13 protein-coding genes are annotated in these 16,704 nt (G+C 46.1%); 4 read left to right on the top strand and 9 right to left on the bottom strand.

Annotated features, from left to right (window positions below):
- The first annotated feature begins 196 nt into the window (after positions 1-196).
- From GWR21_RS21550 to GWR21_RS21540, 3 genes are all read left to right on the top strand, one after another.
- Entirely contained in the window at positions 197-1,213 is a 1,017-nt protein-coding gene (locus GWR21_RS21550; protein WP_162333747.1) for a PorP/SprF family type IX secretion system membrane protein, read from the top strand.
- Positions 1,214-1,371: 158 nt separating this feature from the next.
- Entirely contained in the window at positions 1,372-2,151 is a 780-nt protein-coding gene (locus GWR21_RS21545; protein WP_162333746.1) for an EI24 domain-containing protein, read from the top strand.
- The gene (locus GWR21_RS21540) at positions 2,135-2,851 is read left to right on the top strand and encodes an SAM-dependent methyltransferase (protein ID WP_162333745.1); all 717 of its coding nucleotides are present in this window, start codon (positions 2,135-2,137) and stop codon (positions 2,849-2,851) included. Before GWR21_RS21545 ends, GWR21_RS21540 begins: the two co-directional genes overlap by 17 nt.
- 142 nt (positions 2,852-2,993) lie before the next feature.
- On the opposite strand, the gene GWR21_RS21535 is transcribed toward GWR21_RS21540, so the two are convergent.
- Positions 2,994-3,371 carry a hypothetical protein gene (locus GWR21_RS21535; protein WP_162333744.1) on the bottom strand — a complete coding sequence of 126 codons (378 nt, stop codon included), beginning with the start codon at positions 3,369-3,371 and terminating at the stop codon, positions 2,994-2,996.
- A 24-nt stretch (positions 3,372-3,395) separates the two neighbouring features.
- Positions 3,396-4,772, bottom strand: coding sequence for a M20/M25/M40 family metallo-hydrolase (locus tag GWR21_RS21530; protein ID WP_162333743.1), 1,377 nt, complete (start codon positions 4,770-4,772; stop codon positions 3,396-3,398).
- Positions 4,773-5,022: 250 nt separating this feature from the next.
- On the opposite strand from GWR21_RS21530, the gene bshA reads away from it, so the two are divergent.
- Positions 5,023-6,174 carry an N-acetyl-alpha-D-glucosaminyl L-malate synthase BshA gene (gene bshA, locus GWR21_RS21525; protein ID WP_162333742.1) on the top strand — a complete coding sequence of 384 codons (1,152 nt, stop codon included), beginning with the start codon at positions 5,023-5,025 and terminating at the stop codon, positions 6,172-6,174.
- A gap of 133 nt (positions 6,175-6,307) precedes the next feature.
- On the opposite strand, the gene GWR21_RS21520 is transcribed toward bshA, so the two are convergent.
- The 7 genes from GWR21_RS21520 to porU all read right to left on the bottom strand — a co-directional run bounded on the left by GWR21_RS21520 (position 6,308) and on the right by porU (position 16,340).
- A complete protein-coding gene (locus GWR21_RS21520) occupies positions 6,308-7,780 on the bottom strand; it encodes a murein hydrolase activator EnvC family protein (RefSeq protein WP_162333741.1) in 1,473 nt (490 codons plus the stop codon).
- A 63-nt stretch (positions 7,781-7,843) separates the two neighbouring features.
- Positions 7,844-8,677, bottom strand: a complete 834-nt coding sequence (locus tag GWR21_RS21515) for a DUF4292 domain-containing protein (protein ID WP_162333740.1) — start codon at positions 8,675-8,677, stop codon at positions 7,844-7,846.
- 42 nt (positions 8,678-8,719) lie between these two features.
- Entirely contained in the window at positions 8,720-10,558 is a 1,839-nt protein-coding gene (locus GWR21_RS21510; protein ID WP_162333739.1) for a tetratricopeptide repeat protein, read from the bottom strand.
- Between the two features lie 3 nt (positions 10,559-10,561).
- Positions 10,562-11,005 carry a dUTP diphosphatase gene (dut, locus tag GWR21_RS21505; RefSeq protein WP_162333738.1) on the bottom strand — a complete coding sequence of 148 codons (444 nt, stop codon included), beginning with the start codon at positions 11,003-11,005 and terminating at the stop codon, positions 10,562-10,564.
- 70 nt (positions 11,006-11,075) lie between these two features.
- Complete coding sequence (ispF, locus tag GWR21_RS21500) at positions 11,076-11,558, bottom strand: 2-C-methyl-D-erythritol 2,4-cyclodiphosphate synthase (RefSeq protein WP_162333737.1); 483 nt, start codon at positions 11,556-11,558, stop codon at positions 11,076-11,078.
- Between the two features lie 126 nt (positions 11,559-11,684).
- Entirely contained in the window at positions 11,685-12,869 is a 1,185-nt protein-coding gene (gene porV, locus GWR21_RS21495) for a type IX secretion system outer membrane channel protein PorV (protein ID WP_162333736.1), read from the bottom strand.
- A gap of 111 nt (positions 12,870-12,980) precedes the next feature.
- Complete coding sequence (gene porU, locus GWR21_RS21490) at positions 12,981-16,340, bottom strand: type IX secretion system sortase PorU (RefSeq protein WP_162333735.1); 3,360 nt, start codon at positions 16,338-16,340, stop codon at positions 12,981-12,983.
- Positions 16,341-16,704 lie beyond the last annotated feature (364 nt).

The following is a 16,704-nucleotide window of genomic DNA, read 5'->3' as shown; positions in this document are numbered from 1 at the left end:
ATATCGTCAGAATGGATTGATTTTTTAAAAAATTGAGTAGTCAGCTAAATAAAAACTGATTCGATTATTCATTCATTCATAGCACTTTAGGGATTTCTCTAACACACTGTTATATATTTTTAATTTGGAATATGAGTAGCATTGTGTACCTTCACATGGAACCATGAGAAAACCCTATACTTATAAGTATTGTTTTATGAAAAAAGTGTTGCTGTTTTTCACGATTGCCCTTTATCTGATGAACCCGGCCAGGGCGCAGGACCCGCATTTTTCGCAGTTCTTCGCCTCCCCACTCACACTTAATCCGGCATTTACGGGCCTGTTTTCAGGTGATTTTCGTGTCTCAGGGAACTATCGTTCACAGTGGAGAAGTATTTCGACTCCATTTACCACCGGAACCGCTGCGGTAGACTTCGGCATTCTGAAGAATGTGCTGAACTATACCGACATCTGGGGTGTAGGCATAATGGCCATGTACGACAGGACCGGCGGTGGTGCACTGACTTCTACATACCTGAGCTTTAGTACAGCCTATCATAAAGGATTAGATCCGGAAGGTAACCACACCCTAGCAGTAGGTTTGCAGGGAACACTGGTGCAAAAACGCCTGGACCAGACTAAACTGGTCTTCGAAAATCAGATCGACAACAATGGTTATAACCCGGCTATACCAAGCGGTGAAACCTTTGTCAATCCGACCATTTCCTACTTCGATCCGAATATCGGTATCCTGTATAATGGTCTAGTAGGCGAATCTTCCAATATCTATGTAGGTGCTTCCTACTATCATATTACACAGCCAACTGAAACCTTCATGGCGCAGAACAATAACCGTCTGACATCCAGATTTACTGCACACGGTGGTGGTTCTGTTCCTGTGAATGGTAGCAACCGTATACACTTTAGTGCATTGTACATGAAGCAGAGTACAGCTTCTGAATTTTCATTCGGTGGTGCCTACGGTTTCAATCTCAACGGTGATGATGAAAATCCGACCACCTTCTACCTCGGTAGCTGGTACCGTCTGAAAGATGCGATCAACCCATATGTAGGTCTTGAGATCAATGGTTTCACAATTGGTGCTTCTTACGATATGAACGTATCAACACTGAAACCGGCCTCTAACTATCGCGGAGGTATGGAGCTCTCCATTATCTACGTGCATAGACGCAGCGAAGGAAGTAAATATAGAACACTCTGTCCGAGGTTCTGATCCGATAAAAACTCATTTCAACGGAACCTGCCAGTTGCATAAGCTGGCAGGTTTTTTATTGCATCCAGATTTTTTTTACCATTGTTCCACTGATTTTTAGTTACTTACAACCGGATCAATGCTTATAGCGAATAACTAACCACTAAAATTCCAGGATTTTGTTTTCATTCAGAGAAGTACTGGCAGCGATTCAGGCTTATGGGAAGGCGCACCAGTTTATTATGCAGCACAGATTATGGAAGTGGATACTAGTACCCGGTATCCTTTACTGTATATTGTTCATGACAGGCAGTTATTTTGTCTGGGGTTATTCGGGAGAATTTGTTGAATACCTGTTTAACCTGCTCCCCCTTAAAATATGGATCCAGGACCTGGAAAGCAGCTGGGTGAACTTCTTCTTTATCCTGCTGGCGTTCTCGATACGGATCGTTATGCTACTGCTTTACTTTGCCTATTACAAATATCTTTTCCTTATACTCGGTTCTCCCCTTTTTGCTTATCTCTCAGAGAAAACAGAAGCGATACTGGAAAACCGGGATTTCCCTTTCAGCTGGCAGCAATTCATCAAAGACATGGGACGCGGTATCGTTATCTCCCTGCGGAATATGCTGTATCAGACCATCTGCGTGATATTCCTGATCATACTCTCTTTCATTCCGATCGTAGGCTGGATCACTCCATTATTTGCCTTCTTCATTGAATGCTATTTCTACGGATTCTCCATGGTCGATTACAGCTGTGAAAGGCATCGTATGAGCACAAAACAAAGTATCCGCTTTATCAAGGAACACAGAGGCATTGCACTGGGTAATGGGATGGTGTTTTATATCCTCATGTTCATTCCGATACTGGGATGGGTGCTTGCGCCCTCCTATGCTGTAATTGCAGCTACTATTCACTTATCTGACAAACGATTATTGCATGGCGCAACCTGGTAAGGTATACCTGATACCAACTGTACTTAGTGCAGACACGCTGCATACCATACCGGCCTATATCACACCGGTGGTAAAACAGATCAGCGTATTTTTTGTGGAGAATGAACGTACGGCCAGAAGATATCTGAAAGCGCTGGACAGAAGCATCAACATCGATGAGTTGCAGTTGCTGCTGATGTCAGAACACCAGTCACCAGATACGTCACTTGCCAAACAGATATTACTGTCTGGTAAAGATATCGGCGTCATCAGCGAAGCAGGATGTCCTGCCATTGCCGATCCTGGTCATCGTGTTGTACAGGTGGCACATGCTATTGATGCACAGGTTATTCCCATGGTGGGACCCAATTCCATGCTGCTTGCCCTGATGGCCTCCGGCATGAACGGACAGAACTTTCAGTTCGTAGGTTATCTGCCGGTAAAACCACCGGAAAGAGTGAAGGCTATCCGTGACCTGGAAATGCAGTCACTGAAGAAACGGCAAACACAACTCTTCATAGAAACACCCTATCGTAACAACCATGTATTCAAGGATATCCTGAATAATTGTAAAGACGACACGCAGGTATGTGTAGCTGCTGATATTACCGGCCCGGAAGAATTCATCCGGACAAAGACGGTGAAAGAATGGAAACAGCAAATACCTGAGCTGCATAAGAAACCAGCCATCTTCCTGCTGATGGCACAGGGAGGAAGTTAAGAATTGGGAATTAGGAATTATGCCGGTTAAAAATAAACTTCTGGCTTATAAAACAAAGCGCCTGATCTAATAATTAGATCAGGCGCCTTCTTTTATTCCAGCTGCAATAAGCAGCTCAAATTGCTAACTAGTAATTCCTAATTTAATAGTTCACGTCTCTGATCGACAACACACTGTCTACCACAAAATTACTAACACCTCTCCATGGCAACGCTCCCTGATACTCATTGTACTGGAGCTCAACGAACTTACCGCTGGCTCTCAGTAACTGCTGTGCAACACGCTCATTCGTAACAGAGAAATTAAATTCATTGGACTGCAGCGCTCCGGGTTGTTTAGAGCGGTATCCCGTCTGAATAAGGCGGCCTTCATACGTTTTCATGATATAACCTTTTTTCACAAAGAGGTTCAGTTCACCCGCTTTTACACCACTACCAAATACATAGTAGTATCTATAGAGGAAGAACAGCACGAACAGTAGCAGAACGCCTCCGACTACCATAAAAAGAAATTTGCGCATATTGTTTATTTGATCAGGTAAGGATTATAATCCATATTTATCGATCAGGTAGATCAGCCCGGCCATACTGAAAGCGCCCAGTTCCAGTTCTCTCTTGTTCACGGCTTCAAAGGTATCATTAGCAGCATGGTGCAGGTCGAAATAACGCTGGGAATCAGGCAGCAGCTCTCCCATTGGAGTACCGATTGCTTCGTACAGCTGTCCTACGTCCACGCCTCCGCCAACACCACTGAAATCATATACATCATATGGCAGGAACAACGGCGCCCAGGACTGGATCTTTGCACGTTTTGCATCCGGCATCATCAGAGAGAAACCTCGTGGGGTAAAACCACCGGCATCACTTTCTAATGCGAATATATGCTGCTCTCCTTTTGCTTTCGCTTCTGCGGCATATTTCTTTCCACCGCGTGCACCATTTTCTTCGTTGGCAAACAGTACGATACGGATGGTGTTCTTCGGTTTAATACCTAACGCTTTAAAGGCACGCAGTATTTCTACTGACTGTACACAACCGGTACCATCATCATGTGCCCCCTCATTTACATCCCAGGAATCCAGGTGACCACCTACGGTGATGATCTGTTCCGGATGTTCTGTACCACGGATCTCACCTATCACATTATGACCGGTGGTATCAGGCAGCATTTTACAGTTGGTACGGAAGTAGAGTTTCATGTCTACATCGCTTTTCAGGCGGTTGCTCAGGCGCTCAGCGTCTTCCAGACCGATAGCCACAGCCGGGATCTTCGGAGCAGATTCATCATAGCTCAAAGCACCGGTATGTGGCAGGTTGTTAGCGCCATGAGTCATGGAACGTACCACTACTGCCAGTGCACCATATTTAGCGGCACGGCTGGCCCCTTGTCCACGGTATTTCACAGCATCACCGTAAGACTCAAAAGTGTGGATATATGCTGGATTGAACGCATAATTGTAAAACACGATCTTACCTTTTACCTGGTCTTTTTTCGCTTCAAGGTCTTCAAAAGAGGCCACTTCGATGACAGGAGCAGTAATACCGGATGGCGCACTACCTACTGAATTACCCAGTGCCAGCACATTTAAAGGTGGTATAAAATCACGGCGACGGGAGATGATGCGTACTTCTTCCTTTGCGCCTCTTACCCAATGAGGCACCTGGCATTCCTGCATATACACCGTATCGGCACCGGCGTCTTTCAGTACCCTGGCGCCCCACTTTTCAGCCTTTACCATCTGTGGCGAGCCCGCCAGACGACCGCCTACCTGCTGGGTAAGCTCTCTCAGATTCTCGTATGCTTTGCTATGTGTCAGTATTTCAGTAGCCAAATGTCTCATGGCCAGGGAATCATTCTCTTGCTGTTGTGCACATACCGGAACGGTAATGGCCAACAGTGCCGGCAGCAGGTATTGTCTCATAAACACAGTTAATTTGAAGGACTAAAACTAATTAAATAACCCTGTTATTCAAATGGGTGAGTGATACATTAATTCGGGATGACAATCTTAACATGCCGCTAATCCCATTTACCGAGAGTGACAAATTAAAATGTTATAATTTTGTATCCTGTAATTAACGTAAAAACTGTGTTCTGCGTGAAGCGTTCTGCATTCTATGCGCAACGTCTGGCATTGACGTTTAGCGTTTTAAAGTTTTAAATAACAACACATGCGAATTGGAATAGTATGTTACCCTACTTATGGGGGTAGTGGCGTACTGGCAACAGAACTTGGGAAAGCGCTGGCAGATAAAGGCCATATGGTACACTTTATCACTTACCAGCAGCCTGTCCGGCTCAATGCCTTTCATGCTAATATATATTATCACGAGGTGCAGGTTCCTACTTACCCACTATTTGACTTTCCCCCCTACGAGTCTGCACTGAGCAGCACCATGGTAGACGTTATACTGAATCAGCAGCTGGACCTGCTGCACGTACACTATGCCATCCCGCATGCATCAACAGCCTATCTGGCTAAACAGATCGTAAGCAAACAGGGCCGTATTGTGCCGTTCATCACGACACTGCATGGTACTGATATTACCCTGGTAGGTAAGGACAAAACCTATGCCCCGGTAGTTACCTTCTCTATCAATGAGTCGGATGCAATAACCGCCGTGTCTAACAATCTCCGGGAAGAGACGTATAAATCATTCCAGATTGAGAAAGACATCGAGGTGATCTACAACTTCGTTGATACTGAGCGTTTCAAACGCCGTGCAGCGGAACTGATGCATTTCAGGAATGCCATTGCCCCGAATGGTGAAAAGATCCTGTTACACGTTTCTAACTTCCGTAAGGTAAAACGCGTACCGGATGTGGTGAAAGTATTCGCACAGGTAAGAGAGAAGCTTCCTGCCAAGCTGTTACTGGTAGGTGACGGTCCGGACAGACCCGCGATTGAGTCTATGTGCCGTGATATGCATCTCTGCGGAGATGTGCGTTTTGTGGGTAAACAGGAACAACTGGAAGATGTAATGTCTATCTCGGACCTGTTCTTATTGCCTTCTGACTATGAAAGTTTCGGTCTGGCAGCGCTGGAAGCGATGGCAGCTGAAGTACCTGTGATCTCTTCCAATGCCGGCGGTTTACCGGAAGTGAACATCCATGGTAAGACAGGCTACCTGAGCCCAGTAGGCGATGTAGACAGCATGGCGGCCAACGCCATTAAACTACTGGAAGACGAAAAGCTGCTGGAAGCTATGCGTAAAGGCGCCCTGGAACAGGCTCAACGCTTCCACATCAGTAATATCATACCTCAATATGAGGCGCTATATGAAGAAGTGATGAACAGAGCGTTAGCATCCGTTGATAAGTAGTCATGAGGACTGAAAATACGGGACCCACCAGGCAGTTACATGGCTGGTGGGTTTATTTTTTACACAGGTGTGCCAACCAAAGAAAAAGCCCCTGGAAGATCATTCTCCCAGGGGCTTTCATATATTCCGTCAATTACTTCTTTCTGATCCAGAATTCAGGATTCTGCTTCTGTATACCTCTGTATATCTGTAACTCTACCTCACCCAGATTCTCCAGTTCGTTCGTGCCGGCTGTTCCGATGACCTGCCCTGTACTTACCCTGTCACCAGTGCGGACATTCACGCTTTGCAGGCGGGCATAGTTGGTGAAGTACTGTCCATGTCTGATGATCACAAGGGAACCACCACCAGGAATAACAGCTACCGTCCTTACTTCACCCTGGAAGATCGCTTTTACCGGCGCACCTTTGCTGGTACCAATGATCACACCATCATTCTCTACAGTGATCCTTTCTATTACGGCGTGCTGCTGGCGACCAAAGTGACCAATAATGTGACCGGAACTTACCGGCCAGGGCAGTTTACCTCGATTACTTTCAAAGCTCTCTGACAGTGCCAGTGCTTCCGGTGTTGCTTCCAGTACGTTTTCTGTACGTACGGGTTTCTCTGGTTCCGGAGCAGGAGTTGCAGGTTTAGGCGCTGGCTCAGCAGGCTTAGGCTCTGGTTTATTATCTGGTTTATCTTCAGGCTTGTTAGCAGCCACTGGATTGTTAGCATTCGCTGCATTCTGCGCAGCTTTGGCAGCAGCAGCATTAGCGGCGGCAATGGCAGCGGCTTTCTTCGCGGCTTCTTCTTTTCTGCGTTTCTCTTCAGCTGCAGCCTTACGTTTGGCAGCCGCTTCTTCTTCCGCCTGCCTTCTAGCCATTTCTATCTCCCGACGGATAACCGCCTGGATAGCAGCCTGCACTTTCTGTGCGTCTTTCTTGTTCTTGTTGATATCTGCTACCAGTTCTTTCTCACGGCCTTTCAGGTTTGTCAGTACCTTGTCCTTCTCCTTCTTATCCACTTCGAGAATAGAACGCTGTTCCTGTTCTACTTTCAGGGTACCGGAACGCTTTTCTTTCTGGTCCTGCAGGCTTTCAATCTTCTTACTCAGCAATTCCCTCGTCTCCAGAATATTATCCGCCTGCCTGCGACGATAATCTCTATACTGCTTGAGATACTGATACCGTTTGATGGCATCATTAAATGTTTCGGCAGAAAAGATAAAGTTCAGCATGTCGTAGGTACTGCGGTTCTTATACGCATACACGACCAGCTGTGCATATTGAGACTTCAGTGTATCAAGGTCTTTCTCCAGGGTCTTAATATCTCTGTAGGCAGTATTGATATCACCGTTAATGAAGTTGATCTCTTCGTTGATATTATTGATAAGACGGGTACGCAAAGTGATTTTATCACGCAATGCTCTCAACTGACTGAGGCTTTCACGGGTGGACTTCTTCGTACTTTTCAGCGCTTCGTTTGCTTCATCTATCTCACGTTGCAGTTCTTTTTTTCTATGCTCGAGTTCCTCCCGCGACAACTGGGGAGCCTGTGCATACAGCAAGGCCGGTAATAAACCTAAGATCAATACAAACGGGAAAAACTTCTTCAGATTCAGCATGATGGTTTTAAAGATAGCTGCAAAATAGCAATTTACAAATTTCAGGTACATTCCAATGCATTCCTATTCGCGTGTATAACCGGATGGAACCGTGAATGGAAAGCTGACCGGCTGGTCGAAATCTATTTTATTAAATTCCATATTGATCTTTGTGTAGTGTTTCTCTTCCACAAAAACACGCCGGAGGGTGGCAAATTTAACTTTATCGAGTGACTTGTATTCACCATACGTCAGTTCGACAGAACGCTTGCGTGTGCTGTCTTTATCCATCACCTTGCTTTGCTGCAGCACGTAATCATCAGCAAACACATTGAACAGGCTGGTGAACATTGTACTATCACAGGTGAAAGAGATCACGGCAGGTGTTTTTACAACCTGGTACACAGAATCAGTAAGGTAGATCGGATTACCTATGATCAGGTCCTGCAGCGTCTTGAAGTCAAACGGAATATGCAGGAGATCTTTCGCATCCTTCATATCACGCAGATAAACCACTTTATGAAATTTATCAATCGCCTTCAGACTGTCCGGTGTAATAACTGCTCTGGCTACTTCTCCGATAATAGGTGCTGATACAGAGATCCAGATTATAGAGTCTTTCTGTAAACGCATATTCGCATTAATACCTGACATCTGTTTGGCTTCCGTTTCGAAGTCTACTTTCAGCTTAGCGGAAAAGGTATTAAAATTGATATAGTTACTGCGCAGTTTTGCGAGCATTTCTTTATTGAAAGTATCGGCAGCAGCAAGAGAGGCGCTGTCTGCCTCTATGGTCTGATGTTGAGTGGTATCAGTCACAGGAAAAGATGTACCTGCGATCTGGCGGCTATGCCTGCATGAAAAGAGTCCCGTGCTTACAATACCTAATACTATCAGTGCTAATGTTTGCTTCATCATGATCTTTAATTCAATACATTCCCATTTTCACCGGGAAATGCGCTATTCCCTTTCGGTTGCAAGTATATACCGTTTTTCTGCAATTTTACGGGCTAAACCAACCGAATTAGCACCCTTTTGTTTTGCCAGCTGCCAATATTCAAGCGCCTTATCTACTTCATGGAGGTTAAACAGGATATCTCCGTAGTGTTCCAGCATATTGGGATTTTCGCGGGCATCTTCATTTTGCAACGCCTTTTCCATCCATACTTTCGCCTGTTCATAACGGGCCATACGGAACAGTATCCAGGCGTAGGTATCCATAAAGTTCGAACTTTCAGGCTCCAGTTCCAGTGAGCGTTTGGACATACTCTCGGCCTTTTCCAGCTGCTCTCCACGCAGGGAGAGATAATAGCTGAAATTATTGAGTACAAGCACATCATTGGGTTTCAATGCCAGTGCCTTGTCATAACTGCTATCTGACAACTGATGCTGTCCCGTAGCGTGATAAGCATCACCCAGCAATGAATACACGTCTGCCCTGGTATTCTTATCACTGTTAATGCCTGTCTGCACAGCAAGGTTCAGTGCCTCTATGGATGCAGGATAATTTTGCAGCAAAAAGTTGGCCACGCCTTTAAAATAATGGCCCATATATTCTTTCGGAAAACGTTCAGCAACTACCTGGCTCACTTTCAGCAGGTTAGCCGGGTCTTCCATCCTGGAGTATATCCACATTAACTGATACCACACTGTAAAACGTGTGGAGTCGAGTGTAACGGCTTTATTATAATCTGTCAGTGCACTGTCAAGCATGTTTGCCTGAGAGTACATATCTGCCTGTAGTGCATAAGCCTTGGCTTCCTGCGGATGTGCGTCGATCACCAGCTGGGATAGCTGCAACCCTTCTCTCAGTTTACCGGAATCCAGTTTCTGCATCTGCAGATAAGGATAGACATAAGCTACTTTTTCGTCAATGCTGTAATCGGGGTTAGCGAATGCGCGGGTCAGGTAATTCCAGTACGCGTCATACTTCCCATCTTTTTTGGCATAGCCGGACAACGCAATGAGTGCACGCGGATTACTGGGATCTCTTTCCAGCACTTCGTTATAAATAGCGGTTGCTTCTTCGATCCGGTCATTAGAGTTATAAATATCCCCGAGGACGAGATAATATCTGATATCTTCCGGGTTCTGATTGATCAGCTTCTGTACTTCAGCAGCAGCATCATCCGTTCTGTTAAGCTTCAGATACAGCCGCTGTTTCTGAAAGGCCAGTTCCTCGATCAGGCCGGCCCTCGCTTCAAGCGAGTCAAATACAGCCAGTGCCTGTTCAGGTTTATCTGCCTTTGTCAGGAACATCCCTTTATTATAGAGATACTCTTCGTTAGCCGGATATTTTGTTGCAAGACGATCATATACGGCTGCTGCGCTATCAAACTGAGCGTTCACCCCGAAGGCATCTGCCAGCGTGATCTGGAACCATTTGTTAGCGCTGTCTATCGCTACGGCCCTTCTGGCAAAGCCCAGTGCATATTGCGGATTCCGCACTTCTATGAAGAGGCGGGCCAATTCGTAATAAGCAGTAGGATTATTCCTTTTAAGGCGCAGGTAGTCAGAAAACTCGGTAATGGCTGTACGGTAGTCGCCCAGTAATTTGGAACGTTCGGCAGAGAAAAATAAGCTGTCAGCCCGTTGCTGCAGGAGAGCAGAGTCCCTGATAACATAGGTATTCCGGGAAGACGGCTTGCGGGAGGCAGTGGATTTGCCTGTGCGACAGGCGGCACCCAGCACACAACAAAAACCTGCCAGTAATAAACACAAGTGGCTGGTCAGTTTGCCATAAGCCGGCAGACTGTTTATTACGGGCAGGGTTTTATCGTTATTGTGGGTTCTGAACATTTATTAAGATTTACCGGTGTGGCCGAAACCGCCGACACCACGTTCTGTTTCTGTCAGTAGTTCAACAGGTTCCAGCGCAGCCTGTACAAATGGTGCAACTACCATCTGTGCGATACGCTCACCGTGTGCAATTGTCTGTGGCTCGTTAGACAGGTTGATCATAATAACTTTGATCTCTCCCCTGTAGTCAGCATCAATTGTACCAGGCGTATTCAGCAAAGTCAACCCTTGCTTGATAGCCAGACCGCTACGTGGTCTGAGCTGTGCTTCATATCCTGTTGGCAGTTCGATGAACAGACCTGTTGGTACCAACGTCCTTTCCAGTGGTTGTAATGTGATTGCTGTTTCCAGGCTGGCTCTCAGGTCCATTCCTGCCGCTTCTGCTGTGGCATAGGCCGGCAGCGGATTTGCGGATTTATTAATTATTTTAACTGTAATAGCTGCCATTGATGCAAAGGTATTTTAAATAGTCCATAGTCAGCAGACCAGGGACAAATGGTTGATTCAGATGTATTTACTATTCCTTTTCCAGGAGAACGGTCGCATAAGCCACTACCCCTTCTTCCCTGCCCACAAAGCCCAGCTTCTCTGTAGTCGTGGCTTTGATAGAAACCTCTTCAGTTGAAATATTCAGGATGCCTGCGATTGTCGCCTGCATTTGTTCCACGTATGGTTTGATCTTAGGTGCCTGCAAACACAGGGTACTGTCGATATTCACTACCTGGTAACCTTTCTGGTTGATCAGCTCCAGGGTACGTTTCAGCAAGATCTTGCTGTCAATGTTCTTGTAGGTATTATCTGTATCAGGGAAATGAACACCAATATCTCCGAGACTGGCTGCTCCCAGCATGGCATCACAGATGGCGTGTAACAACACGTCTGCATCACTATGCCCCAGTGCCCCCTTATGATGTGGTACCAATACTCCTCCCAGCCAGAAATCCCTTCCTTCTGTTAACTGGTGAAAATCTACTCCAAGCCCGATGCGCAATTTAGTCATGACAGATGTATAAACTTTGAAATATAAACCTTTAAAGGTTAAATTTATCGCAAATTAAAAATCCTCCGGCGATTTCCGGAGGATTCTTATATTTTAAAAAAACATTAACTATTTCAATTCCAGCGATTACCACTGATTGCTGTTGTCTTCTTCTTTATGGTCCAGATCGAAGATCAGGGAGAAACGGAGCGTGTTAGACAGCGGGTTACGCTGAATACCATTGCCGGAGGGCACCAGGTAAGAGAAGTTCAGACCGAACATGTTGTATTTCACACCCAGACCTGCGGTCACGAACTTACGGTTACCCTTGTTCTTATTCTCGTAGAAATAGCCTGCACGTACAAAGAACTGGTCACGGAACGCATACTCCCCTCCCATTGATACGGTAAATTCCTGCAGTTCTTCGCTGAAACCGCCCGGAGCATCACCAAAAGAGGAGAACATACCAGCTACTGTAGATTTCTGACGATACAGTCCTGCACTATCCGGAGTAGGTACCATGAGCTTATTCAGATCGAGGGTAAGCATCAGTTTATTGGTCTCGTCCAGACCGAAGGTATATGCAGTACCCAGTCCCAGGTTAGTAGGCAGGAAGTCTTTATTGGTCGCAGACTCTGTATAAGAGATCTTGGTACCGATATTGGTGATGGCCATACCTACGTTCCAGGTATTGACAACATTGTCTGATTTTTCAAAATCCTTCGTGTAGAACAGGGACAGGTCTGTTGCAAATGCAGTACCCGGCTTTATCACACGGCCATTGATATCACCACTAGCCAGGTTAGAGTAAATATAGCGACCTGCAAGAGCTAAGGAGAAGTTATCGGATAACTTACGGGAGTAGCCTGCATCGAAAGCATATTCACGCGGACGATAGTCATATGTAGGCATACCTGTAATATCAGTGAAGTTAATCGTACCTAAAGAGAAGTAACGTAATGACGCAGATACCGTCTGAAACTCATCCAGCTGATAGTAACCAGCCAGTGTGGCCAGGAAGACATCATTGACCAGTTCCTTTAACCATGGAGTATAGGTGATGGAAACATTAGAGCGGGATTTAGCAAACGACACCTTGGAAAGGTTCCAGAACATGGAATTGGCATCCGGAGAGGTAGCAACACCTGCATCGCCCATGGCGCCGGCTCTCGCGTCTGGAGATATACGCAGAAAAGGAACCGCCGTGTTAATAGTGTTTGTTCTACCATCCAGATCATCAGTATTAATTTGAGCACTGGCTGACAGAGAAAATAGGATGCAACAAATAAGGACAAGGTTTACAGTTACCTTTCTGATCATGCAATTATACATGCAATAGTGTTTAGAACGAGTTGTAAAAATAGTTCGAAAATCAATATGTTCAATAACAGGGGCCTGGTAAGGGACGTGCGAATTCTAGTGTTGCATTTTTTGATGCATAGGTTATAATACTGCCACTTTTCCGCCTAAAATCGATGTTTTACCATTAGCTGTTACCAAAATACTGTATAAATACATTCCAGGCGACACCCGGGCTCCGGAATCGGTAGTGCCATTCCAGGGTGCTCCTACATAACGACTACCACCATTATTTATTGTATGACGTATAGTTTTTATTTGTTGGCCTGTTGTGGTGTATATCTTCACCGTAATATCCAGCGTCTGTCCCTGCTGATTATGCTCGAAAGTGAACACCGTCTGGTCATGGAACGGATTAGGATAACAACCTGCCTTTCCTAACGTCACCCCGGATGACTTTATCACCCGGAACTGTAAGGCAGCCGTACCTGAATTATTATGCGTATCCCATGCCTTGATCGTCATATTATGCAGACCCTCAGCAAGCCCGTATAGCGGAAATCGCACACTTCCCTCCTGATAGCTGTCCATTGTGGCTTCGAAGAAATTATTCAGTATATAATACTGCGTTTCATCATTATCCAGTGTAGCAATAAGATCATGACCGATGCCATAACCGGACGTATTGATACCCTGGTCATCTTTCAGATGCAACAACAGTACCGGATTTTCACCCGTTATACCTCCACTGCGGAAAAATGCGTTGTCCAGATATGCTTTAATAACAGGCCCTGACTCATCTTGTTCAACATTATCAGCCGTTCCGCCTACCTGTATCCCTGAAAACACACCACCTGCGGCTACGGTTGAATTGGCAGCATAAAAGCTCAATGCACCTGCACCTGCCTGATAGTCGATATCTGCCGGTATGACAAACGTGCAGGAGAACTGTCCATTCTGAATGGTTTGCTGACCGCGATACAAAATATTCTGCTGTTGATGATAAGCCGCCTTCGTACTGCCGGCATCATTACCCAGCGTATACTGTAAAACAGGTTTATCGTATACAGTGGTGTACATGGTGCCTTTGTAGTTATCCTGCCTGATACCCTGTTCATCTTCCAGATGGCCTTTCACCGTATAGGTACCCGTGGCCTTCAGTGTATCGGGTACATCATTCACCGCTTTCCCGTTGATGGAATCCGTTACCACATGATATCGCGGGAATGCGAGTATCAGCGCAGGATCGCCCAGCAACTGGAACTTGCGGTTATTAGGAATATCGACATAGGTAGCATATGTCAGGTTCTTTGCCCGCATCGCAGCCTGTCCAAGCGTCGGCATCCGGCCATCATTGCCAGGCGTCAGCAATGCCTGTAGATAGTTAGCATTCATTACCTTGTTAGAGGCAGAGAATACCGCCCTGGTAGTGGTCATTAACGCAATACCACCCCCCTGTTCCTTCAGCAGCAGCTTTTCTCCCAGGGAGACATAGGCAGGGTTATCAAAAGGTGCAAAATCGCACGTTGCAGTGATAAACAACGGCAGTTTGCCAATATTTTTCCAGCCAGCCAAAGAACTTTCTTCCATGATCACCTCTTCAGCAAGGCGAGAGTAACTGCCATGGCCCGTATAGTTCCATATCAGTGTACCGTCGAACATATCTTCTGCGATCGCAGTATTGACTGCAGGGTACCTGCTACCTCCCGGATCAGCTATTTTCGGATAGGCATCCAGGTATATCTTTTTGACGTTCCCTGCAGGCCATTGCGCACGTACGATATCACTCATACTTTCAGCATCCTGCAGGTGAAGATTATTATCACCATCATCGGCTACGATCGTGATGTGCTGTTGCCAGCGACCGTAATTAGCCGGTGTATTATAACCAATGATCTTGTTCACGACCACCTCCGCATCTGAAGCCCGTTGTACAGGCAATCTGCCTATGGCTACATCCAGCAGATTGGTCTTTCCGTTATCATTGATATCATCCGTATCATCCAGGAAACCAAAAAAGTCGTCTGAAGGATAGGCATATACGGGATCGTTTGAGATCGTGCTTTGCCAGGTAGGTACCATATTGGTATTACCAGTTATTCTGTTCTTATAATCAAACGAAGCATCTCCAAACAGCTGCAGGTATTGTAGCCCTCCACGGTCATAACACATCTTGACAAAATCCCGGATCGCTACCGGATCAGGCGTACCGGAACCGAATTCATTATAGATCTCATTTACCGTGACCACCTGCGCCTTTAGTTTATCGTGCGTACTATGCCAGCTGGCCAGCTTATTCGCTGCTGCCGCTAGCCCTGGTGTCGTAATGATTAACATATCCACCCCATTAATGACGTGCAAGTCCTGGTTAGGTACCATCCCCGCAGGAACTGGCTGCAGATATCCCTGGGCGTTAAAGGCGGCATACTCATGTAATGTACCGCAGTTCCTTGAAAAAGTAAGCGTTGCACCACTCAGTTGTGTGCTGACCCTTACTGGCACTAACGGATCCGTTACGTCCAGCACAACTGTCTGACTACCCGCCTGCTCCAGGCGAAATTGTGCAGTCTGTCCGGGCATCACCGATGCCATATCGCGGAAGAACAGTGGCTCCTGTGCGGGCAACTGCAAAGGACACCGGGCCTGCAATGTCAGGTAGTCCAGCCAACCTTGTGCACCACTTCCACCAGGTGTAAAGCTCAGGGTCACTGATACAGCGGTACTAAGGGGTGGTGTTACGGTATAATAACCGGAAGCCACCGAAGCAAAACTTTCAAAGATATTTCCACTCACGGGCGATAAACCGAGAGAACCGATCATATTGTTGCCAGCCTGTACAGAAAACCGACTGGTGCCGTTACTGCGGGCTGCTACCCTTGTCCCTATTTTCAGCGAATAAGGCAATAGTGGCAGTCTAAAGTCCACCGTACGCGAAAGTTGTACACTGCTAAAGACGGTTCCCCACCATTGCTTCCCGCTGTTGAGGAAGTTTATACTATCATTCTCATAAAAGGTACGATAGTCAAAACTATTGACAATCAGCGCAGCGGCTGGTGTTGAAGGGTCCTGTTGTACCCTCTTGCCCGTTCCGGAGGCCGTGGTCAGAAAATACCAGGCAGTATCAGCATATAAGTTGGCGGTATGGGTATAGTTACCACCCTGATATTGCCAGCTATGAGGCCCGGGGGCATAGAAGAGCAGATAATCGCTTTCTTCCATCAGGGCCACCTCTGGTAAATCGTCGTGTCTGGTAATGGCATTACTTTCAGGTAGCATTCGTCCACCTGTACCGTATAATCTGACTTCACTTAGATTCCCCGCTACTCCCATTCCGGCAAGCAGGGATTTATCTATTTTGTATATGCCTTCCCGGGTTACGGCGAGCTTAAACCAGCTTCCTTTGGAAAGCACAGAATGTGCGGCGTAAGGCCCTCCTCTCCCATTAGCTCCTGCTACCGGCAGGCAACAGGCGAATAATAAACAGCAGAAGAGCGTCAGCTTCATAGTAGCTATTTGCACAAACATAGTGATAATAAAGTATATTTATGAGCCGAAATCAGGCATGATACGCGTTGTCACGAAATGTCCGGTAAAAAGCAGTCACCTTGTATTTCAGCCTTTTATAATATGTAAAGATAAGGCGGCGGGACATTTTATGACATAAGTATTTACTGTGTATAATAAGTAGGCTCCCCGCAGCGTTTAATTAGCGGCCGTTGCTGCCGGTAGCATGCGAAAGAAAAGATAAAGACTGCGAGGAGATAACCGGAACAGGAAATTCGTATATTTACGAAAGCCGGGGGATCGAAAAAAGGGAGTATTAAAGCGTATGTATGTAGTAACCATGTATCTATGAACCATAAACCAA

Source organism: Chitinophaga agri (assembly GCF_010093065.1).
Classification (GTDB): Bacteria; Bacteroidota; Bacteroidia; order Chitinophagales; family Chitinophagaceae; genus Chitinophaga; species Chitinophaga agri.
Note: the sequence above shows the minus strand (reverse complement) of the source record. Positions and strands in the feature narration are given on the sequence as shown.

Coding starts and splice junctions, on each gene's coding strand:
- GWR21_RS21550 (WP_162333747.1), top strand. CDS start 197: ATGAAAAAAGTGTTGCTGTTTTTCACGATTGCCCTTTATCTGATGAAC.
- GWR21_RS21540 (WP_162333745.1), top strand. CDS start 2,135: ATGGCGCAACCTGGTAAGGTATACCTGATACCAACTGTACTTAGTGCA.
- GWR21_RS21535 (WP_162333744.1), bottom strand. CDS start 3,371: ATGCGCAAATTTCTTTTTATGGTAGTCGGAGGCGTTCTGCTACTGTTC.
- GWR21_RS21530 (WP_162333743.1), bottom strand. CDS start 4,772: ATGAGACAATACCTGCTGCCGGCACTGTTGGCCATTACCGTTCCGGTA.
- bshA (WP_162333742.1), top strand. CDS start 5,023: ATGCGAATTGGAATAGTATGTTACCCTACTTATGGGGGTAGTGGCGTA.
- GWR21_RS21520 (WP_162333741.1), bottom strand. CDS start 7,780: ATGCTGAATCTGAAGAAGTTTTTCCCGTTTGTATTGATCTTAGGTTTA.
- GWR21_RS21515 (WP_162333740.1), bottom strand. CDS start 8,677: ATGATGAAGCAAACATTAGCACTGATAGTATTAGGTATTGTAAGCACG.
- GWR21_RS21510 (WP_162333739.1), bottom strand. CDS start 10,558: ATGTTCAGAACCCACAATAACGATAAAACCCTGCCCGTAATAAACAGT.
- dut (WP_162333738.1), bottom strand. CDS start 11,005: ATGGCAGCTATTACAGTTAAAATAATTAATAAATCCGCAAATCCGCTG.
- ispF (WP_162333737.1), bottom strand. CDS start 11,558: ATGACTAAATTGCGCATCGGGCTTGGAGTAGATTTTCACCAGTTAACA.
- porV (WP_162333736.1), bottom strand. CDS start 12,869: ATGTATAATTGCATGATCAGAAAGGTAACTGTAAACCTTGTCCTTATT.
- porU (WP_162333735.1), bottom strand. CDS start 16,340: ATGAAGCTGACGCTCTTCTGCTGTTTATTATTCGCCTGTTGCCTGCCG.